The 17,872-nt window shown below is 61.5% G+C and carries 21 protein-coding genes and 1 tRNA gene; 3 read left to right on the forward strand and 19 right to left on the reverse strand.

Going from position 1 to position 17,872, the window contains the following annotated elements; translation table 11 throughout:
* Nucleotides 1-13: 13 nt before the first annotated feature.
* From rlmN to trmJ, 12 genes are all read right to left on the reverse strand, one after another.
* Nucleotides 14-1,162: a 23S rRNA (adenine(2503)-C(2))-methyltransferase RlmN gene (gene rlmN, locus P3C50_RS10685; RefSeq protein WP_275545989.1), complete on the reverse strand. Its 1,149-nt coding sequence runs from the start codon at nt 1,160-1,162 to the stop codon at nt 14-16.
* 27 nt (nt 1,163-1,189) lie between these two features.
* Nucleotides 1,190-1,621, reverse strand: a complete 432-nt coding sequence (gene ndk / locus P3C50_RS10690) for a nucleoside-diphosphate kinase (RefSeq protein ID WP_003459696.1) — start codon at nt 1,619-1,621, stop codon at nt 1,190-1,192.
* A gap of 202 nt (nt 1,622-1,823) precedes the next feature.
* Nucleotides 1,824-2,024 (reverse strand): Fe-S cluster assembly protein IscX, encoded by a 201-nt coding sequence (iscX, locus tag P3C50_RS10695; protein ID WP_275545990.1) that lies wholly within the window; start codon nt 2,022-2,024, stop codon nt 1,824-1,826.
* Between the two features lie 17 nt (nt 2,025-2,041).
* Nucleotides 2,042-2,383 carry an ISC system 2Fe-2S type ferredoxin gene (gene fdx, locus P3C50_RS10700; RefSeq protein WP_197858454.1) on the reverse strand — a complete coding sequence of 114 codons (342 nt, stop codon included), beginning with the start codon at nt 2,381-2,383 and terminating at the stop codon, nt 2,042-2,044.
* A gap of 3 nt (nt 2,384-2,386) precedes the next feature.
* Nucleotides 2,387-4,252: a Fe-S protein assembly chaperone HscA gene (hscA, locus tag P3C50_RS10705; RefSeq protein WP_275545991.1), complete on the reverse strand. Its 1,866-nt coding sequence runs from the start codon at nt 4,250-4,252 to the stop codon at nt 2,387-2,389.
* 45 nt (nt 4,253-4,297) lie between these two features.
* Nucleotides 4,298-4,819 carry a co-chaperone HscB gene (hscB, locus tag P3C50_RS10710; protein ID WP_275545992.1) on the reverse strand — a complete coding sequence of 174 codons (522 nt, stop codon included), beginning with the start codon at nt 4,817-4,819 and terminating at the stop codon, nt 4,298-4,300.
* An 8-nt stretch (nt 4,820-4,827) separates the two neighbouring features.
* Nucleotides 4,828-5,151 carry an iron-sulfur cluster assembly protein IscA gene (gene iscA / locus P3C50_RS10715; RefSeq protein WP_197858449.1) on the reverse strand — a complete coding sequence of 108 codons (324 nt, stop codon included), beginning with the start codon at nt 5,149-5,151 and terminating at the stop codon, nt 4,828-4,830.
* A 13-nt stretch (nt 5,152-5,164) separates the two neighbouring features.
* Complete coding sequence (gene iscU / locus P3C50_RS10720; protein WP_017362576.1) at nt 5,165-5,551, reverse strand: Fe-S cluster assembly scaffold IscU; 387 nt, start codon at nt 5,549-5,551, stop codon at nt 5,165-5,167.
* Nucleotides 5,552-5,594: 43 nt separating this feature from the next.
* Complete coding sequence (locus P3C50_RS10725; protein ID WP_197858447.1) at nt 5,595-6,809, reverse strand: IscS subfamily cysteine desulfurase; 1,215 nt, start codon at nt 6,807-6,809, stop codon at nt 5,595-5,597.
* Between the two features lie 30 nt (nt 6,810-6,839).
* Nucleotides 6,840-7,337, reverse strand: a complete 498-nt coding sequence (gene iscR / locus P3C50_RS10730) for a Fe-S cluster assembly transcriptional regulator IscR (RefSeq protein ID WP_197858445.1) — start codon at nt 7,335-7,337, stop codon at nt 6,840-6,842.
* Between the two features lie 136 nt (nt 7,338-7,473).
* Nucleotides 7,474-8,253: a serine O-acetyltransferase gene (cysE, locus tag P3C50_RS10735; RefSeq protein WP_197858443.1), complete on the reverse strand. Its 780-nt coding sequence runs from the start codon at nt 8,251-8,253 to the stop codon at nt 7,474-7,476.
* Complete coding sequence (trmJ, locus tag P3C50_RS10740; RefSeq protein WP_275546056.1) at nt 8,246-9,025, reverse strand: tRNA (cytosine(32)/uridine(32)-2'-O)-methyltransferase TrmJ; 780 nt, start codon at nt 9,023-9,025, stop codon at nt 8,246-8,248. The genes cysE and trmJ overlap by 8 nt, the downstream gene beginning before the upstream one ends.
* 145 nt (nt 9,026-9,170) lie before the next feature.
* Here trmJ and suhB point away from each other — a divergent pair, with 145 nt between their 5' ends.
* The gene (gene suhB / locus P3C50_RS10745) at nt 9,171-9,986 is read left to right on the forward strand and encodes an inositol-phosphate phosphatase (RefSeq protein WP_197858442.1); all 816 of its coding nucleotides are present in this window, start codon (nt 9,171-9,173) and stop codon (nt 9,984-9,986) included.
* A 59-nt stretch (nt 9,987-10,045) separates the two neighbouring features.
* On the opposite strand, the gene P3C50_RS10750 is transcribed toward suhB, so the two are convergent.
* From P3C50_RS10750 to P3C50_RS10780, 7 genes are all read right to left on the reverse strand, one after another.
* Nucleotides 10,046-10,588: a glycine zipper 2TM domain-containing protein gene (locus P3C50_RS10750; protein WP_197858440.1), complete on the reverse strand. Its 543-nt coding sequence runs from the start codon at nt 10,586-10,588 to the stop codon at nt 10,046-10,048.
* A gap of 118 nt (nt 10,589-10,706) precedes the next feature.
* Complete coding sequence (gene secF / locus P3C50_RS10755) at nt 10,707-11,621, reverse strand: protein translocase subunit SecF (RefSeq protein WP_275546057.1); 915 nt, start codon at nt 11,619-11,621, stop codon at nt 10,707-10,709.
* A gap of 12 nt (nt 11,622-11,633) precedes the next feature.
* Nucleotides 11,634-13,502, reverse strand: coding sequence for a protein translocase subunit SecD (gene secD, locus P3C50_RS10760; RefSeq protein ID WP_197858438.1), 1,869 nt, complete (start codon nt 13,500-13,502; stop codon nt 11,634-11,636).
* A 68-nt stretch (nt 13,503-13,570) separates the two neighbouring features.
* Nucleotides 13,571-13,900, reverse strand: coding sequence for a preprotein translocase subunit YajC (gene yajC / locus P3C50_RS10765; protein WP_197858436.1), 330 nt, complete (start codon nt 13,898-13,900; stop codon nt 13,571-13,573).
* A 41-nt stretch (nt 13,901-13,941) separates the two neighbouring features.
* Entirely contained in the window at nt 13,942-15,057 is a 1,116-nt protein-coding gene (gene tgt / locus P3C50_RS10770; RefSeq protein WP_197858519.1) for a tRNA guanosine(34) transglycosylase Tgt, read from the reverse strand.
* Nucleotides 15,058-15,077: 20 nt separating this feature from the next.
* The gene (gene queA / locus P3C50_RS10775) at nt 15,078-16,121 is read right to left on the reverse strand and encodes a tRNA preQ1(34) S-adenosylmethionine ribosyltransferase-isomerase QueA (protein WP_275545993.1); all 1,044 of its coding nucleotides are present in this window, start codon (nt 16,119-16,121) and stop codon (nt 15,078-15,080) included.
* 40 nt (nt 16,122-16,161) lie between these two features.
* Entirely contained in the window at nt 16,162-16,914 is a 753-nt protein-coding gene (locus P3C50_RS10780; protein ID WP_275545994.1) for a substrate-binding periplasmic protein, read from the reverse strand.
* A 238-nt stretch (nt 16,915-17,152) separates the two neighbouring features.
* Between P3C50_RS10780 and P3C50_RS10785 the strand changes: the two genes are divergently transcribed.
* Together P3C50_RS10785 and P3C50_RS10790 are read left to right on the forward strand one after the other, a co-directional pair.
* A tRNA-Leu gene (locus P3C50_RS10785) sits at nt 17,153-17,237 on the forward strand.
* 336 nt (nt 17,238-17,573) lie between these two features.
* Nucleotides 17,574-17,786 (forward strand): cold-shock protein, encoded by a 213-nt coding sequence (locus P3C50_RS10790; RefSeq protein WP_003298189.1) that lies wholly within the window; start codon nt 17,574-17,576, stop codon nt 17,784-17,786.
* The last annotated feature ends 86 nt before the right edge of the window (nt 17,787-17,872 follow it).

Genomic DNA, 17,872 nt, shown 5'->3' on the forward strand with positions numbered 1-17,872 from the left:
GGACATCCTCTCTTCAATTTCGATTGGCGGTGGCGCGAGGCTCTTGCGCCTCGCTGCCCAGCTGACGCACGGCGATATAACGCTCACTGCGCCGAGTACGGTCCATGACCTGGCCAACCAGCTGGCCGCACGCGGCGTCGATATCGTCACCACGGGTGGTGCGTACCGTGACGTTATGCCCGGCCTTGTGCAACAGGTCCTGGAAGCGGCGAATGGCGTTATTGCTCGGCCGCTCGTACCCCGAGAAGGGGAAGGGATTAAACGGAATCAGGTTGATCTTGCAAGGTACATCGGCCAGAAGTGCGATCATCTGCTCAGCATGCTCGGGCTGATCGTTGACGCCCTTGAGCAGGGTGTACTCGATGGTCAGCACACGCTTCTCGCCCAGTTTGGAGATGTAGCGCTTGCAGGCCGCCAGCAGCATGTCCAGCGGATACTTCTTGTTGATCGGCACCAGCTGGTTGCGCAGCTCGTCGTTGGGCGCGTGCAGCGACAGGGCCAGCGACACGTCGATCACTTCGGCCAGCTTGTCGATCATCGGGACCACGCCGGAGGTGGACAACGTCACCTTGCGCTTGGAAATGCCGTAACCGAGGTCGTCCATCATGATCTGCATGGCGGAGACGACGTTGTCGAAGTTCAGCAACGGCTCGCCCATGCCCATCATCACCACATTGGTGATGGCGCGATCGATCTTCGCCGGCACGCTGCCGAAGGATTGGTTGGCGATCCACACCTGGCCGATGATCTCGGCGCTGGTCAGGTCGCTGTTGAAGCCTTGCTTGCCGGTGGAGCAGAAGCTGCAATCCAGAGCACAGCCGGCCTGTGACGACACACACAGGGTGCCACGGCCGTTCTGCGGGATGTACACGGTTTCCACGCAGCTGCCAGACGCCACACGCACCACCCACTTGCGCGTGCCATCGGCGGAAATATTTTCGCTGACCACTTCCGGGCCGCGAATCTCGGCAGAGGCCTCGAGCTTCTCGCGCAAGGCCTTGCCGACATTGGTCATGGCGGCGAAATCATCGACGCCAAAGTGGTGAATCCACTTCATTACCTGGCCGGCACGGAAGCGCTTCTCGCCAATGGACTCGAAGAACTGTTCCATTTCCGGCTGGGTCAGGCCCAGCAGGTTGATCTTGCCGGTGGTATTGGTCATGGCTTCACCCTCGCATCATTCGCCGTATCAGCGAATGCGCGCGCACTGCTCGGTAGCGGAGAAGAAGTAAGCGATCTCGCGGGCAGCGGAAGCTTCGGAGTCCGAACCGTGAACGGCGTTTTCGTCGATGGAAACGGCGAAATCAGCACGGATGGTGCCGGCAGCAGCTTCTTTCGGGTTGGTGGCGCCCATCAGTTCGCGGTTCTTGGCAACGGCGTTCTCGCCTTCCAGAACCTGAACGATGACCGGGCCGGAAGTCATGAAGGCGACCAGGTCCTTGAAGAAGCCGCGCTCGCTGTGCTCAGCGTAGAAACCGGCAGCTTCGCGCTCGGACAGTTGCACCATCTTCGAAGCGACGACGCGCAGACCGGCCTTTTCGAAACGGGTGGTGATCTCACCGATGACGTTCTTGGCAACGGCGTCAGGCTTGATGATGGAGAAAGTACGTTGAACAGCCATGTGAAGCTCCAGAAACTTTAGGGTTAAAGCGAAAAATTAAACCCGCGAATTATACGCGGGTTATGAGAGCGCAGCCACAGGCGGCAAGCCACAAGCTGCAAGTAAAAGCTACGCAGCGAAACCCGCGCTTGCGGCGCCGGATTTGTAGCTCGAGCGTAATCCGGGACTGTAGCGCCGATACTCCGCCCCTCCGAGCCATGCCCTACTGGGCTTCTTCGATCCAGGCTGCCTGGATGGCTTCGAGCACCTTTTCCCCACCGCGTTGCGGATCGTCGGAGAACTCGGGCAACGCCAGCACCCAGCTGCGCAGATCGACGAAGTTGACGTAGCGCGGATCGATATCCGGCTTCTGCTCGCTCAGCTCGATGGCGATATCCAGGACATCGACCCATTTCAGACTCATGACAGATACCTCCCGGATCAATGCGGCGCTTCAGCAGCGTGGTTGAGTGAATACTTGGGAATCTCGACGGTGAGGTCGTCCTCGCCGACGATGGCCTGACAGGCCAGGCGCGACTGAGCTTCGAGCCCCCAGGCCTTGTCCAGGTAGTCCTCTTCCAGCTCGTCCGCCTCGTTCAGCGAGTCGAAACCTTCGCGCACGATGCAGTGACAGGTGGTGCAGGCGCACACGCCACCGCAAGCGCTTTCCATCTCGATATGGTGCTCATGCGCCAGCTCGAGGATGGAAATGCCAGGCTCGGCCTCGACCACCAGGCCATCCGGGCAGAATCGCTCGTGAGGCAGAAAAATTACCTGCGGCATTAATTATTCCTCGATCTCGTTGAGATTGCGCCCGGCCAGCGCGGCTTTAACCGTCGAATCCAGTCGCCTGGCGGCGAAGGCATCGGTGACCTGCGACAGGCGTTTGGTCTGTCGCTCGATCGCCAGACCATCGGTGCCGGCAAGCAGATCGCGAAGCTCCTGCACCTGCAGCTCGATGACTTCGCGCTCCTCGGCATCCAGCAGACGATCGCCATCGGCCTCCAGCGCCCCCTCGACTGCCTCGATCAGACGCTGGGCATCGACCTGCTGCTCACGCAGCACACGCGCCGCCTTGTCGTCTCCGGCGTTCTGGAAGGAGTCCTGCAACATGCGTGCGATCTCACCATCGGTCAGGCCGTAGGACGGCTTGACCTGAATGCTCGCCTCGACGCCGGAGCTCAGCTCGCGCGCCGCGACACTGAGCAGACCGTCGGCATCGACCTGGAAGGTCACGCGGATCTTCGCCGCCCCGGCGACCATCGGCGGAATACCGCGCAACTCGAAACGCGCCAGGGAACGGCAGTCGGCGATCAGTTCGCGCTCGCCCTGCAGCACGTGAATCATCATCGCCGTCTGGCCATCCTTGTAGGTGGTGAACTCCTGCGCACGCGCCACCGGAATGGTGGTATTGCGCGGGATCACCTTCTCCATCAGCCCGCCCATGGTTTCCAGGCCGAGCGACAAGGGAATCACGTCCAGCAGCAACAGCTCCTCGCCATCCTCACGCTGGTTGCCGGCCAGGGCGTCGGCCTGGATCGCCGCACCAATGGCCACCACCTGGTCAGGGTCGATATTGGTCAGCGGCGCACGACCGAACAGCTCACCCACCGCCCCGCGCACACGCGGCACACGGGTCGAACCACCGACCATGACCACCGCACTGACTTCTTCCAGCTCGATACCCGAATCGCGTACGGCACGGCGGCAGGCCTTGAGGCTGCGCGCGACCATCGGCTCGATCAGCGCTTCGAATTGCTCGCGCGACAGCGAACCATGCCAGTCGCCATAGCTCAGCTCGACACTGCCGGCGTCCGTGAGCGCTTCCTTCGCTGCGCATGCAGCCTGCAGCAGGCGACGCTGGGCGGCCGGGTCGAGGTCGCTGGAAATACCGGCCTGCTGGATGATCCAGTCGGCCACGGCATGATCGAAATCGTCACCACCCAGGGCGCTGTCGCCACCGGTGGCCAACACCTCGAACACACCGCCAGTCAGACGCAGGATGGAAATATCGAAGGTGCCGCCACCGAGATCGTAGATGGCGACCACGCCTTCGGCCTTCTGATCCAGGCCGTAGGCCACCGCAGCAGCTGTCGGCTCGTTGAGCAGTCGCAGCACGGTCAGGCCGGCGAGACGTGCAGCGTCCTTGGTGGCCTGACGCTGGGCATCGTCGAAATAGGCCGGCACGGTGATCACCGCGCCCACCAGCTCACCGCCCAGGGTCTGCTCGGCGCGCAGGCGCAGAGTCTTGAGAATCTCAGCCGAAACCTCGACCGGGCTCTTCGCCCCCTGCACCGTCTCGATGAAGGGCATGTGCGATTCGCCGGCAGCGAAGCGATACGGCAACTGTTCGCCGAGCTGATGCACGTCGGCGATGCCGCGTCCCATCAGGCGCTTGACCGACAACACGGTATTGAGTGGATCGCTGGCGGCCGCCAGCTTGGCCGACTCGCCCACCTCGATGCTTGCGGCGTGATAACGCACGGCAGAGGGCAGGATAACGCCGCCATCAGCATCAGCCAGAGGTTCGGCCAGACCACTGCGCACGGCAGCGACCAGCGAGTTGGTGGTGCCCAGGTCGATGCCCACTGCCAGCCGACGCTGGTGCGGTTGTGGGCTCTGCCCTGGCTCGGCGATCTGCAATAGGGCCATGGTCTTCTTGAAATCATCAGGCAGGCTGCCGAAGCAACCTACAGGTTAATCGTCGAGGCGCTCTTCTAACTGGCGCACTTCATGAGAGAGCTTGTCGAGGAATTGCATACGGCGCATCAGGCGCTCGGCCTCTTCACGGCGCGCCTCGTCATCCCAGCACACAGCGAAGCCCTCGTTGAGCTGCTCCTGCGCGGCTTTCAGGCGGCCTTTGAAGGCAGCGACGCCAGCCAGATCTGCATCGTCCTGCAGCTCTTCCAGCTCTTCACGCAACTGCATCTGCTGCAGAAGGAAATCCGGATCCTGCACAGTCACTTCCAGCGGCAACTCGGGGCCACGCATGGCCAACAGATAGCGCGCACGCTGCGACGGTGTTTTCAGGACCTGATAAGCCTCGTTGAGGCAGGCCGAGCGCTCAAGCGCCAGGCGCTGCTCACGCTCGCCGGCATCGGCGAATCGATCCGGATGAACCTGGCGCGCCAGCTCACGGTAACGTGCCGCCAACTGCTGCAGATCGAGGCGAAAACCCGGTTGCAGGTCGAACAGGGCGAAATGGCAAGGATTACCCATTCAGGGCCTCAAATGTTGAAGCTTTCGCCGCAACCGCATTCGCCGCGCACGTTGGGGTTGTTGAACTTGAAGCCCTCGTTGAGGCCTTCCTTCACGAAGTCCAACTCGGTGCCGTCGAGATAGACCAGGCTCTTGGGATCGATGATCACCTTGACGCCGTGGCTCTCGAACACCTGGTCCTCGGCCGCCAGCTCATCGACGAACTCGAGCACGTAGGCCAGGCCGGAGCATCCGGTAGTACGCACACCGAGGCGAATGCCCTCGCCCTTGCCGCGCCCTTCGAGAGAGCGTTGCACATGGCGGGCAGCTGCTTCAGACATGGTGATGGCCATTGCAAACCTCGTATCAGAGCAAACCTTTCTTCTGCTTGTAATCGCGCACAGCAGCCTTGATGGCGTCCTCGGCGAGTACGGAGCAGTGAATTTTCACCGGCGGCAGCGCCAGTTCTTCGGCGAGCTGGGTGTTCTTGATGCTTTCGGCTTCATCCAGGGTCTTGCCCTTCATCCACTCGGTGGCGAGCGAGCTGGAGGCGATGGCCGAACCGCAGCCATAGGTCTTGAACTTGGCGTCTTCGATCACGCCGCTTTCGCTGACCTTGATCTGCAGGCGCATAACGTCGCCGCATGCCGGCGCACCGACCATGCCGGTACCTACATCGGGATCTTCGGCGTTCAGCTTGCCGACGTTGCGCGGGTTTTCGTAGTGGTCGATGACCTTGTCACTGTAAGCCATGTTGTATTTCCTCTCTCATCAGGTGCCGCTCTTCAGGCAGCTATCAGTGTGCTGCCCATTCCACGGAGGAAAGGTCGACACCTTCTTTGAACATATCCCACAGGGGCGACAACTCACGCAGCTTGTCCACCGCTTCGCGGACCTTGGCAGCGGCGTAGTCGACTTCTTCTTCGGTAGTGAAGCGACCGAAGGTGAAGCGAATCGAGCTATGCGCCAGCTCATCGTTGCGGCCCAGAGCGCGCAGCACGTAAGACGGCTCCAGGGAAGCCGAGGTGCAGGCCGAACCGGACGATACGGCGAGGTCCTTGAGCGCCATGATCAGCGACTCGCCCTCGACGTAGTTGAAGCTCAGGTTGAGATTGTGCGGCACGCGGGCAGTCAGGCTGCCGTTGACGTACAACTCTTCCATGTCTTCGAGCTGGCGATAGAAACGGTCACGCAGGGCAGTGATGCGCTGGTTTTCCGCCGCCATCTCTTCCTTGGCGATGCGGAAGGCTTCACCCATGCCGACGCACTGGTGAGTGGCCAGCGTGCCCGAACGCATGCCGCGCTCGTGACCGCCACCGTGAGTCTGCGCCTCCAGACGTACGCGCGGCTTGCGACGCACGTACAGGGCGCCAACGCCTTTGGGGCCATAAGTCTTGTGCGCGGAGAAGGACATCAGGTCGACCTTCATCTTCTCCAGGTCGACTTCCACCTTGCCGGTGGACTGCGCCGCATCGACGTGCAGCAGCACGCCACGGGAGCGGGTCAACTCGCCGATGGCGGCGATGTCATTGACAGTGCCGATTTCGTTGTTGACGTGCATGAGCGACACCAGCGTGGTGTCGTCACGCAGCACGGCTTCGACCATGGCCGGCGTGATCAGACCATCTTCGCCCGGCTCCAGATAGGTCACTTCGAAACCTTCGCGCTCGAGCTGACGCGTGGTGTCCAGCACCGCCTTGTGCTCGATCTTCGAGGTAATGATGTGCTTGCCCTTGCTGGCGTAGAAATGCGCCACGCCCTTGATGGCGAGGTTATCGGACTCGGTGGCACCACTGGTCCAGACGATTTCGCGCGGGTCGGCATTGACCAGCTCGGCGACCTGACGGCGGGCGTTCTCCACCGCCTCTTCGGCTTTCCAGCCAAATACGTGGGAGCGCGAAGCCGGGTTGCCGAAGTTACCGTCGACCAGCAGGCACTCGCTCATCTTCTGCGCGACACGCGGATCGACCGGCGTTGTGGCGGAGTAATCGAGGTAAATAGGCAATTTCATTGGGTTTCTCCTATCAGGCAAACGCCCTGCTCACTCGATGGCAGACGCTTCAATCTTATCCAAATGCGGCGCAGTGCCTCTGCCGGAGCAGCGACGCTGATCCTGGCGCAACGCGACCTCTTGAACCTCACGGCGCACGACCAGATCGGCCAGACTGATGCCACTGAGGAATTCATGAATTTGCTGACTGAGATCGCACCACAGATGATGGGTCAGACAGGTGTCGCCAGAGTGGCAATCGCCCTGCCCCTGGCAACGCGTGGCATCTACGGACTCATTGACCGCATCGATCACCTGGGCCACCTGAATGCCACGCATGTCACGCGACAGCTGATAGCCGCCACCCGGCCCGCGCACACTGGAAACCAGGTTGCCACGGCGCAGCTTGGCGAACAGTTGCTCGAGATAGGACAGGGAGATGCCCTGCCGCTCGGAAATATCGGCCAGGGAAACGGGACCATGCTGCGCGTGCAGCGCCAGATCGAGCATGGCGGTAACGGCGTAACGGCCTTTGGTGGTCAGTCGCATGGCTCTACCACGAATCACTGAATTGAGGCGGAGTATGCAATTCCCGAGTATTTAAGTCAACTATAAGACCTATTAATTTACTCAGGTTTGACCGCAAAAAGAGGCGAGATGATAGCAGAGACCACCTCGCCGCGCATCAGGCTGCAGGCTTGTCGCCCTGCCCCTTGCAGACCTCGGCGAAATCCTCGTCACGCAGCTCCGGCAACGCCTTGGCGCGATAGTCGCAATCCAGAGAAGCCAGCGCCTTGCTGACATCCTCCAGACGACCATCGACGGCCTGCAGGTGGTCGAGCAATTGCCCGATTGCCCTTGCCACCGGGTCAGGCATGTCCTGACCTACGCCATAGGCATCGAAGCCGATCTTCTCGGCCATGGCCTGACGCTTGGCCTCCTGCTCGTCATCGGACTTGACGATGATCTTGCCGGGAATGCCGACCGCGGTCGCACCGGCCGGCACCGCCTTGGTCACCACGGCATTGGAGCCGATCTTGGCGCCCGCACCAACAGTGAACGGCCCCAGCACCTTGGCGCCAGCTCCGACCACGACACCATCTTCCAGGGTCGGGTGACGCTTGCCCTTGTTCCAGCTGGTACCGCCGAGGGTCACACCCTGATAGAGCGTCACGTCATTGCCGATCTCGGCAGTTTCGCCGATCACGATACCCATGCCGTGATCGATGAAGAAGCGCCGCCCGATCTTCGCCCCCGGATGGATCTCGATACCGGTCATCCAGCGCCCGAAGTTGGACACCACGCGCGCCGGCCACTTCCAGCCCGAACGCCATAGCGCATGAGCCACCCGATGCAGCCAGGTGGCATGCAACCCCGGGTAGCAGGTCACCACCTCGAAGGCATTGCGCGCCGCCGGATCACGGTGAAAAACGCTCTGGATATCTTCTCGCATGCGTTCAAACATCAGACTTCCCCTGCTTGTGAGGCTCTCCACGCACGGCCTTCTCTGTCTCGGTAAGGATGCCGCGCAGGATATTCATTTCCAGCTTGCTCACCGCACTGCGCCCAAAAAGGCGGCGCAGGCGAGTCATCAGGTGCCGTGGCTTCTGCGGATCGAGAAAGCCGATCATCACCAGCACGCGGCGCAAATGACCGTAGAAAGATTCCAGCTCATCCGCCGTCGCGACCTGGGAATTGAGCATCGCCGTGGTTTCCAGCTTCTCCACCTTGCTCGGCAGGTTTTGCGCTGTCAGCCAGGCCATGCGCACTTCATAGGCCAGCACCTGCACCGCCGCAGCCAGGTTCAGCGAGCTGAACTCCGGGTTGGACGGGATATGCACGTGGTATTGACATCGCTGCAGCTCCTCGTTGGTCAGACCGGCGTACTCACGGCCGAACACCAACGCCACCTCACCACCCGCAGCGGCCTGTTCGCAACTGGTCGTACCGCACTCGCGAGGATCGAGCAATGGCCAGGGGATGCGTCGGTCGCGCGCACTGGTACCGATGACTAGCGTGCAGCCGACCAGCGCCTCCTCCAGCGTGTCGACCACCTGCGCGGCGTCCAGCACATCGGTGGCGCCGGATGCTCGCGCAACGGCATCGCCGCTGGGGAAATCCTCGGGAGCCACCAGCACCAGACGTGACAGACCCATGTTTTTCATCGCCCGCGCGGCACCGCCGATGTTGCCCGGATGACTGGTACCCACCAGAACGACGCGAATATTGTCCAGCAACGCAGACACTCTCAGAAACGATTAGGGGGCTACGATCTTACCCAAGCCCCGGCGTGATTGCCATGCGGGGTACAGACGGCGCTTCATCAGCAACGGTTTTCTGCTAACATGGCCGGCTTTCTTTAACGCCCCAGGTGAACCTCCCATGCAGCCCATGCTGAATATCGCCCTGCGCGCCGCTCGCAGCGCCGGTGAAATGATCTTTCGCTCCATCGAGCGCCTGGATGTCATCTCGGTCGACGAGAAGGATGCCAAGGATTACGTCACCGAGGTCGACAAGGCCGCCGAGCTGATGATCGTCCAGGCCATTCGCAAGGCTTACCCGACCCACAGCTTCCTCGGCGAAGAAGGCGGCGTGCTGGAAGGCAGCGGCGAAGGCGCTGATTATCAGTGGATCATCGACCCGCTGGACGGCACCACCAACTTCGTTCGCGGCGTGCCGCACTTCGCCATCAGCATCGCCTGCAAATACCGCGGTCGCCTCGAGCACGCCATTGTCCTCGACCCGGTTCGCCAGGAAGAATTCACCGCCAGCCGCGGCCGCGGTGCAGCTCTCAACGGTCGTCGCCTGCGCGTCAGCAATCGCAAGAGCCTTGAGGGTGCCCTGCTCGGCACCGGCTTCCCGTTCCGCGATGGCCAGCTCGATCACCTGGACAACTACCTCAACATGTTCCGCAGCCTGACCGGCCAGACCGCCGGCATCCGCCGCGCAGGCGCTGCCAGTCTGGACCTGGCGTACGTTGCGGCCGGCCGCTTCGACGCATTCTGGGAGTTCGGCCTGTCCGAGTGGGACATGGCTGCCGGCGCCCTACTGATTCAGGAAGCAGGCGGCCTGGTCAGCGACTTCAGCGGCGGCCATGATTTCCTCGAAAAGGGCCAGATCGTTGCCGGCAACACCAAGTGCTTCAAGGCCGTGCTGACGGCGATCCAGCCGCACCTGGCACCCTCGATGAAGCGCTGAGCTTTCATCGAGCAAAAATAAAAAACGCCCCGAGGGGCGTTTTTTTATGACTCGCTTTCTTATTGAGTCTGCTGCACCAGCACCAGCTCGCCCTGCTTGTTGACCGGAATGCGGCTGCCCGGATCACGGTCCATGCGCACGGTGCCGACCTTCTCGCCCAGCTGGTACTTCACATCGTAGCCCACCAGCTTCTCGCTGGTGTCGGTCACGGTGTTGCAGCGGGTTTCGGTGGTGGTGTAAGTGTCACGCTGCTGCATGCCTTCCTGAACCTTGTTGCCGGCATAACCGCCGCCAACGGCGCCGGCCACGGTGGCGATCTTCTTGCCGGTACCGCCGCCGACCTGATTACCCAGCAGACCACCGGCGATGGCCCCGATAGCCGTGCCGGCGATCTGATGCTGATCCTGTACCGGACGCTGACGCGTGACCGCCACGTCCTTGCAGACTTCCCGTGGCGTTTTCACGGTTTCATTGACCGGCGTTACGGCCAGCACCTCGGCATAATCCGGGCCACGATCAACCAGGCTGTAAGTGGCAACAGCGCCACCAGCGGTCACACCCACAGCACCCAGTACGGCACCTACCAACAGTGATTTGTTCATTTTATGTGTCTCCTAGGCTCGGCGACTCGCGCCCTTCTCCCTGCCTAGGACAGCAAAAAGCCGCGACAAGTTCGACTGGCCGCGGCTTTCGCTGACTTTCATGAAGCCTGTCACATCGTTACGGGCGGCCGTCGTCGGCCTCGGCTTCAGCCGCAGGAGGAATCAGATCTTCCACGCTGAGTTTCAGCCATACCAGCACAGTGGCACCGATATAGACCGACGAGTAGGTCCCGACCACGACACCCACCAGCAGGGTCAGAGCAAAGGCGCCCAGCACTTCACCACCGAAGAACAGCAGCGCCAACAGCGCCAGTGCTGTGGACAATGATGTAGCGATGGTACGCAGCAAGGTCTGGGTAATCGAAACGTCGATATTCTCGATCAGCGAGGTCTTGCGCAGCACGCGGAAGTTCTCGCGGATACGGTCATAGATGATGATGGTGTCGTTGAGCGAGTAACCGATCATCGCCAGGATCGCCGCCAGCACGGTCAGGTCGAACGGGATCTGGAAAAACGCCAGTACGCCCAGAGTGATGATCACGTCATGCACAAGGGATGCGATGGCGCCGACACCGAACTTCCACTGAAAGCGAAACGCCAGGTACAGCATGATGCCGCCCAGCGCCAGGAGCATGGCAATACCGCCCTGGTCACGCAGTTCCTCCCCCACCTGCGGGCCGACGAACTCGACGCGTTTGACCTCGAAACGCGTCGCCTCGTCGACCTTGCGCAGCGCGGCCGCGACCTCATTACCCAGGTCGGGAGAATCGCCAGCCAGACGCACCAGCACATCGGTACTGGCGCCGAAGCTCTGCACCACGGCATCGGTATAACCTGCCTGGCCCAGCTCGGTCTTGATTCGATCAAGATTGGCCGGCTGTTCGTATTGCAGTTCGATCAGGGTGCCGCCGGTGAAGTCCAGGCCGAAGTTAAGCCCTTTGGCGAACAACGCCCCCAGGCCGATCACTGTCAGCGCCAAGGTTATGGCGAAGGCGATATTGCGTACCGCCATAAAACGAATGGTTGATTTGATCATGGCTGCACCTCAGATCCACAGCTTCTTGACGTTGCGGCCACCGAAGATCAGGTTGACCAGACCTCGGGTGAACATGATGGCTGTGAACATCGAAGTGATGATGCCCAGAGACATGGTCACCGCGAAGCCCTTGACCGGGCCGGTGCCCATGGCGAACAGGATGCCGCCGACCAGCAAGGTGGTCAGGTTACTGTCGAGAATCGCCGAGAATGCACGGTCGAAGCCTTCATGCAGGGCGCGCTGCACGGGCAGGCCATTGGCCAGCTCCTCGCGAATGCGCGAGAAGATCAGCACGTTGGCGTCCACCGCCATACCCAGGGTCAGGACGATACCGGCAATACCCGGCAAGGTCAGGGTCGCGCCGATGGCAGACATCAGGCCTACCAGCAGCACCAGGTTGAACGCCAGAGCGACAGTCGCCAGCACACCGAAGAAACGGTAGATGGCGATGATGAAGAGGGCCACGAAGATCATTGCCCATTCGGTAGAGGCAATACCCTTGGCAATGTTCTCTGCACCCAGGCTCGGGCCGATGGTGCGCTCTTCAGCGAAGTACATCGGTGCAGCCAGGCCACCGGCGCGGAGCAGCAGCGCCAGCTCCGAGGACTCACCCTGGCCGTTCAGACCGGTGATACGGAACTGGCTGCCGAGTGCCGACTGGATGGTCGCCAGGCTGATGATCTTCTTCTCTTCGACGAAGGAAGGGACGGCGACTTCCTGCTCGACGCCATCGACGGTCTGACGCACATAGCGAGTGACCGGCTTCTGCTCGATGAAGATCACCGCCATGCTGCGACCGACATTGTTGCGCGTGGCGCGATTCATCAGATCGCCGCCGTGACCGTCGAGGCGAATGTTCACCTGCGGACGACCGTTCTCGTCGAAACTGGCCTGGGCATCGGTAACCTGGTCACCAGTGATGATCAGCTCACGCTCAAGCTGCACCGGCGGACGACCCTCCTCGCGGAAACCGAAAGCCTCGGTCGCACCACGCGGCGCGTCGAAATCGGCCTGCAGACGGAACTCCAGGTTCGCGGTCTTACCAAGAATACGCTTGGCCTCGGCGGTGTCCTGCACACCGGGCAGCTCGACCACGATGCGGTTGGCGCCCTGGCGCTGCACCAGCGGCTCGGCTACGCCCAGCTCGTTGACGCGGTTACGCACAGTGGTGAGGTTCTGGCGAATGGAGTATTCGCGGATCTCGGCGATCTTCGCCTGGGTCAGACCCAGTTGCAGGACCTGCTGGCCATTGCGCTCGACAGTGGTCAGTTCGAAATCGCTGTAATCCTTGCGAATCAGGCGCTGCGCATTGTCCAGCGTGTCGCTGTCGGCAAAGCCGAGCTGAATGCGGCCGTTGCTTTCCGGCATGCTGCGATAGCGCACGCGCTCCTTGCGCAGCAGGCTCTTGATTTCACCTTCATAGACCTGGCGGCGCACGTCCAGCGCCTTGTCCATGTCGACTTCCAGCAGGAAGTGCACGCCCCCGGAGAGGTCCAGGCCGAGCTTCATCGGGCTCGCGCCCAGGCTGCGCAGCCAGTCGGGAGTGGTTTGCGCCAGGTTCAGCGCCACGACGTAGTCATCGCCCAGTGCGCGACGGACGATGTCCTTGGCCGGCAGCTGGTCATCCTGCTTGATCAGACGAATCAGGCCGCCGCGGCCACGCTCGTCGATGCTGGCAGCCTTGACCTGGATACCGGCATCGGTCAGCGCCTTGCTGGCACGATCGACATCCGTCTGCTCGATGCTCAGCGCCGAGCTGGCGCCGCTGATCTGCACGGCAGGATCGTCTGGATAGAGATTTGGAATGGAGTAGACCAGGCCGATCGCCAGTACGGACAGAATCAGCAGGTACTTCCACAGAGGGTATTTATTGAGCATGAACGGGCCGCCCGCTATGACGCGGGGCGCTAAAAGCGCCCCGTGGAATGGAAAAACCGAGAACCGAATCAGATGGCTTTCAGCGTGCCCTTGGGCAGGGTGGCGGCGATGGCCTGCTTCTGGAACTTCAGCTCGACGGTGTCAGACACCTCGATCACCACGAAATCGTCGGCAACCTTGGACACCTTGCCGGCGATACCGCCGCTGGTGACGACTTCGTCGCCCTTCTGCAGGCCGCCGAGCAGGTTCTTGTGCTCCTTGGCACGCTTGGCCTGCGGACGCCAGATCATCAGATAGAAGATGACCAGGAAGCCGATCAGGAAAACCCACTCGAAACCGCTGCCGGCAGGGCCAGCAGCCGCGGTGTCAGCGTAGGCGGCGGGGATCAAAAAGCTCATGTAACACTCCTAATGGAAAGGATCTTCAAACGTTCGGGAAATCAGTCCAGAGGCGGCACAGGCAGGCCGCGCTTGGCATAGAAGGCTTCGACAAAGGCGGCCAATGTACCCTGTCCGATAGCCTCGCGCAAACCAGCCATAACCCGCTGATAATGCCGCAAGTTATGGATGGTATTGAGCATACTACCGAGCATTTCGCCGCACTTGTCCAGATGATGCAGATAAGCGCGCGAGAAGTGTTTGCAGGTGTAACAGTCGCAGGTCGGATCCAGCGGCGAATCGTCGAGCTTGTGCACGGCGTTGCGGATCTTCACCACGCCGGTATCGACGAACAGGTGTCCGTTGCGCGCATTACGCGTCGGCATCACGCAGTCGAACATGTCCACGCCGCGGCGCACGCCCTCGACCAGATCTTCCGGCTTGCCCACGCCCATCAGGTAGCGTGGCTTGTCGGCCGGCATCTGCGGCGGCAGGAAGTCGAGCACGCGGATCATCTCTTCCTTCGGCTCGCCGACCGACAGGCCGCCGATGGCCAGGCCGTCGAAGCCGATCTCGCACAAACCCTCCAGCGAGCGCATGCGCAGCTCCTCGTGCATGCCACCCTGGACGATGCCGAACAGCGCCGCGGTGCTTTCACCGTGCGCGGTCTTGGAGCGCTTGGCCCAGCGTAGCGACAGCTCCATCGAGCGCTTGGCCACGTCGAACTCGGCCGGGTACGGCGTGCATTCGTCGAAGATCATCACGATGTCCGAGCCCAGGTCGCGCTGCACCTGCATCGACTCTTCCGGCCCCATGAACACCTTGGCGCCGTCGACCGGCGAGGCGAAGTACACGCCCTCCTCCTTGATCTTGCGCATCGCCCCGAGGCTGAACACCTGGAAACCGCCGGAGTCGGTGAGGATCGGCCCCTGCCACTGCATGAAGTCGTGCAGGTCGCCATGCTTCTTGATCACCTCCATGCCCGGGCGCAACCACAGGTGGAAGGTGTTGCCGAGAATGATCTGCGCGCCGATGTCCTCGACGTCACGCGGCAGCATGCCCTTGACCGTGCCATAGGTACCCACCGGCATGAAGGCCGGGGTCTCGACCACGCCTCGCGGGAAGGTCAGGCGGCCGCGACGGGCCTTGCCGTCGGTAGCCAGCAACTCGAAGGACATGCGACAGGTGCGCGACATACTCAAACCTCGGGCCCGCGCGCGGCGGGATTGCGGGTGATGAACATGGCATCACCGTAACTGAAGAAGCGATAACCCTGCGCCACGGCCTCGCGATAGGCGGCCATGGTCTCGGCATAGCCGGCGAAGGCCGACACCAGCATCAGCAGGGTCGACTCGGGCAGATGGAAGTTGGTGACCAGCGCGTCGACGACATGAAACGGACGCCCCGGGTAGATGAAGATGTCGGTATCGCCGCTGAACGGCTTCAGCTCGCCGCTCTGCGCCGCGGTCTCCAGCGAACGCACACTGGTGGTGCCGACGGCGACCACGCGTCCGCCACGGGCGCGGCAGGCCGCCACGGCATCGACGACATCCTGGCCGACTTCCAGCCACTCGCTGTGCATGTGGTGATCCTCGATGCGCTCCACGCGCACCGGCTGGAAGGTACCGGCGCCGACATGTAGGGTGACGAATGCCGTTTCCACACCCTTGGCACGGATCGCCGCCAGCAGCTCGTCATCGAAGTGCAGCCCCGCAGTCGGCGCAGCCACTGCGCCCGCTTTCTCGGCGTAGACGGTCTGGTAACGCTCGCGATCCGCTTCGTCGTCCGGCCTGTCTATATATGGCGGCAACGGCATATGGCCGACCCGCTCCAGCAACGCCAGCACCGGCTCGGCGAAACGCAGCTCGAACAGGGTATCGTGACGCGCGACCATCTCGGCCTCGCCACCACCCTCGATAAGAATCTGCGAGCCCGGCTTGGGCGATTTGCTCGAGCGCACATGGGCCAGCACGCGGTGCTGATCGAGCACACGCTCCACCAGTATCTCCAGCTTGCCGCCGGACGCTTTCTGGCCAAACAGGCGCGCCGGAATCACCCGGGTATTGTTGAACACCATCAGATCACCGGAGCGCAGTTGCTCCAGCACGTCGGTGAACTGGCCATGACGCAGCGCGCCACTCGGGCCGTCCAGCTGCAACAGGCGACTGGCACGACGCTCGGCCAGGGGGTGACGGGCGATCAGCGACTCGGGCAGATCGAAGTGAAAATCGGCAACACGCATGATTCTATTCGGCGGGGGTATTTCTGCAGGATGGCGAAGCTTACCGGATTTCCCCCAGTCCGACCACGTGAGGCTGCGGCGCATACCTGGCGACGATCCGCGCCAGGGTGCCATCGTTCTGCAGCGAGCGGATGGCGGCATTGACCGCCTCGAGCCGACCCAGCCGATCTCGGTGCAGGCGCAAACGCAATTGAGAGCGATGAATCGTCGGCCCCTCCTCCACCTGCCAGCGAGTCCCGCGCAACTGCCCGTCCACATGTTGCAGATAGCGCCACTCCAGGCGGTCGAGGATGCCGGCCTCGCTGCGCCCCTGGGCAACGCGGTAGATCAGTGCCTGAACATCGGCGCCATCGTTACGCTGAAAGTGGTTGCTGCCGGCATAGCCATAGCCGCGCACGGTGGCGATGGCTCGTCCACCTAGATCCTCGAGATGACTGTAGGGGAAATCCCTGCCGGGAGGAAAAATCAGCATCTCCTCGGTTTCCAGCACCGGCACCGTCCACGCCGAGACCTCGACTTGTTCGGCGTCACTGCGCCAGCTCTTGCTGACGCAACACTCGATCTGCAACTGCCCCTCGCGAAAAAGCTTTTGCGTCCGCAGCGGCGGCAACGGGTGGCTGGCTAGCAGCGACTCCGGCAAGCGCTCATCCAGCGCGAGCATGAACTCGTGGAGGATGCCGCTGACCCGAGCCCCCTCGACTATCCAGTAAGGTGCCCAACTTTCATCGGTGACGGCGTAGGTCAGGGTGTCGGCCCTAGCGATAGGCACGAGTAGCAGACCCGTGACGAGCATCCGGCACAAACCTTTGATAACTCCTTCTCCCATGACCGCCTCACCCCGAGGTCATTTATATAAGTGCCATACTCGGCAATCTTGATGACAGCGCGATTCTAGCCGCAACCGCAATATAAAAGCCGGGCGCCATCATCACTGCCATTGGCCGCCAGTACAGGAACGCATCGATAGCCAATTACCGCATTAACGCCGATTGACCGGCGCAAGGTGCATCCCTATACTGCGCCGCCATCGTGCCCCGGTGGCGGAATCGGTAGACGCGGCGGATTCAAAATCCGTTTTCGAAAGGAGTGGGAGTTCGAGTCTCCCCCGGGGCACCACGATTCGAAGCCCGCAAGACCTTGGTCTTGCGGGCTTTTTCGTATCTGCGTGAACAATAGAGGCAATTGTTGCAAGCCGGTTACCGCCAAACTTTTCCGGCACCTCGGCAGGCCCCGTAAAACCTGGCTGGCGACCTTGCTGGCAGGGGTTGGCAATTGCGCAAAAGTTAGCGTAGAGTGATCGAACTGTTTGCATGGGTCGCCGTGAATCGTGACTCTGGTGCAGCAGATCACTTCGATCCGCTACATCCCGCTCGACTTCTATTACTCCTTGCAACCAGTCTCAGCCCTCTATACTCGGAGGCTGTCATCAACTTTAGTTTCAAGGAAAAAGACATGTCGAATCGTCAGAACGGTACCGTCAAGTGGTTTAACGACGAGAAAGGTTTTGGTTTTATCACTCCCGAAAGCGGTCCGGATCTGTTCGTGCACTTCCGCGCGATCGAAGGTAACGGCTTCAAGAGCCTGAAAGAAGGCCAGAAAGTCAGCTTCGTAGCTGTGCAAGGTCAAAAAGGCATGCAGGCCGACCAGGTTCAGATCCTGGGCTGATTGCCGCTGCTTTGAAGAACCCCTGATCTCGATCAGGGGTTTTTTTATGCCTGGGGAAAAGTCGCGGTTAGAATGGCGCGCACTTT

It is taken from the genome of Pseudomonas sp. Marseille-Q0931 (genome assembly GCF_940789645.1).
Classification (GTDB): Bacteria; Pseudomonadota; Gammaproteobacteria; order Pseudomonadales; family Pseudomonadaceae; genus Aquipseudomonas.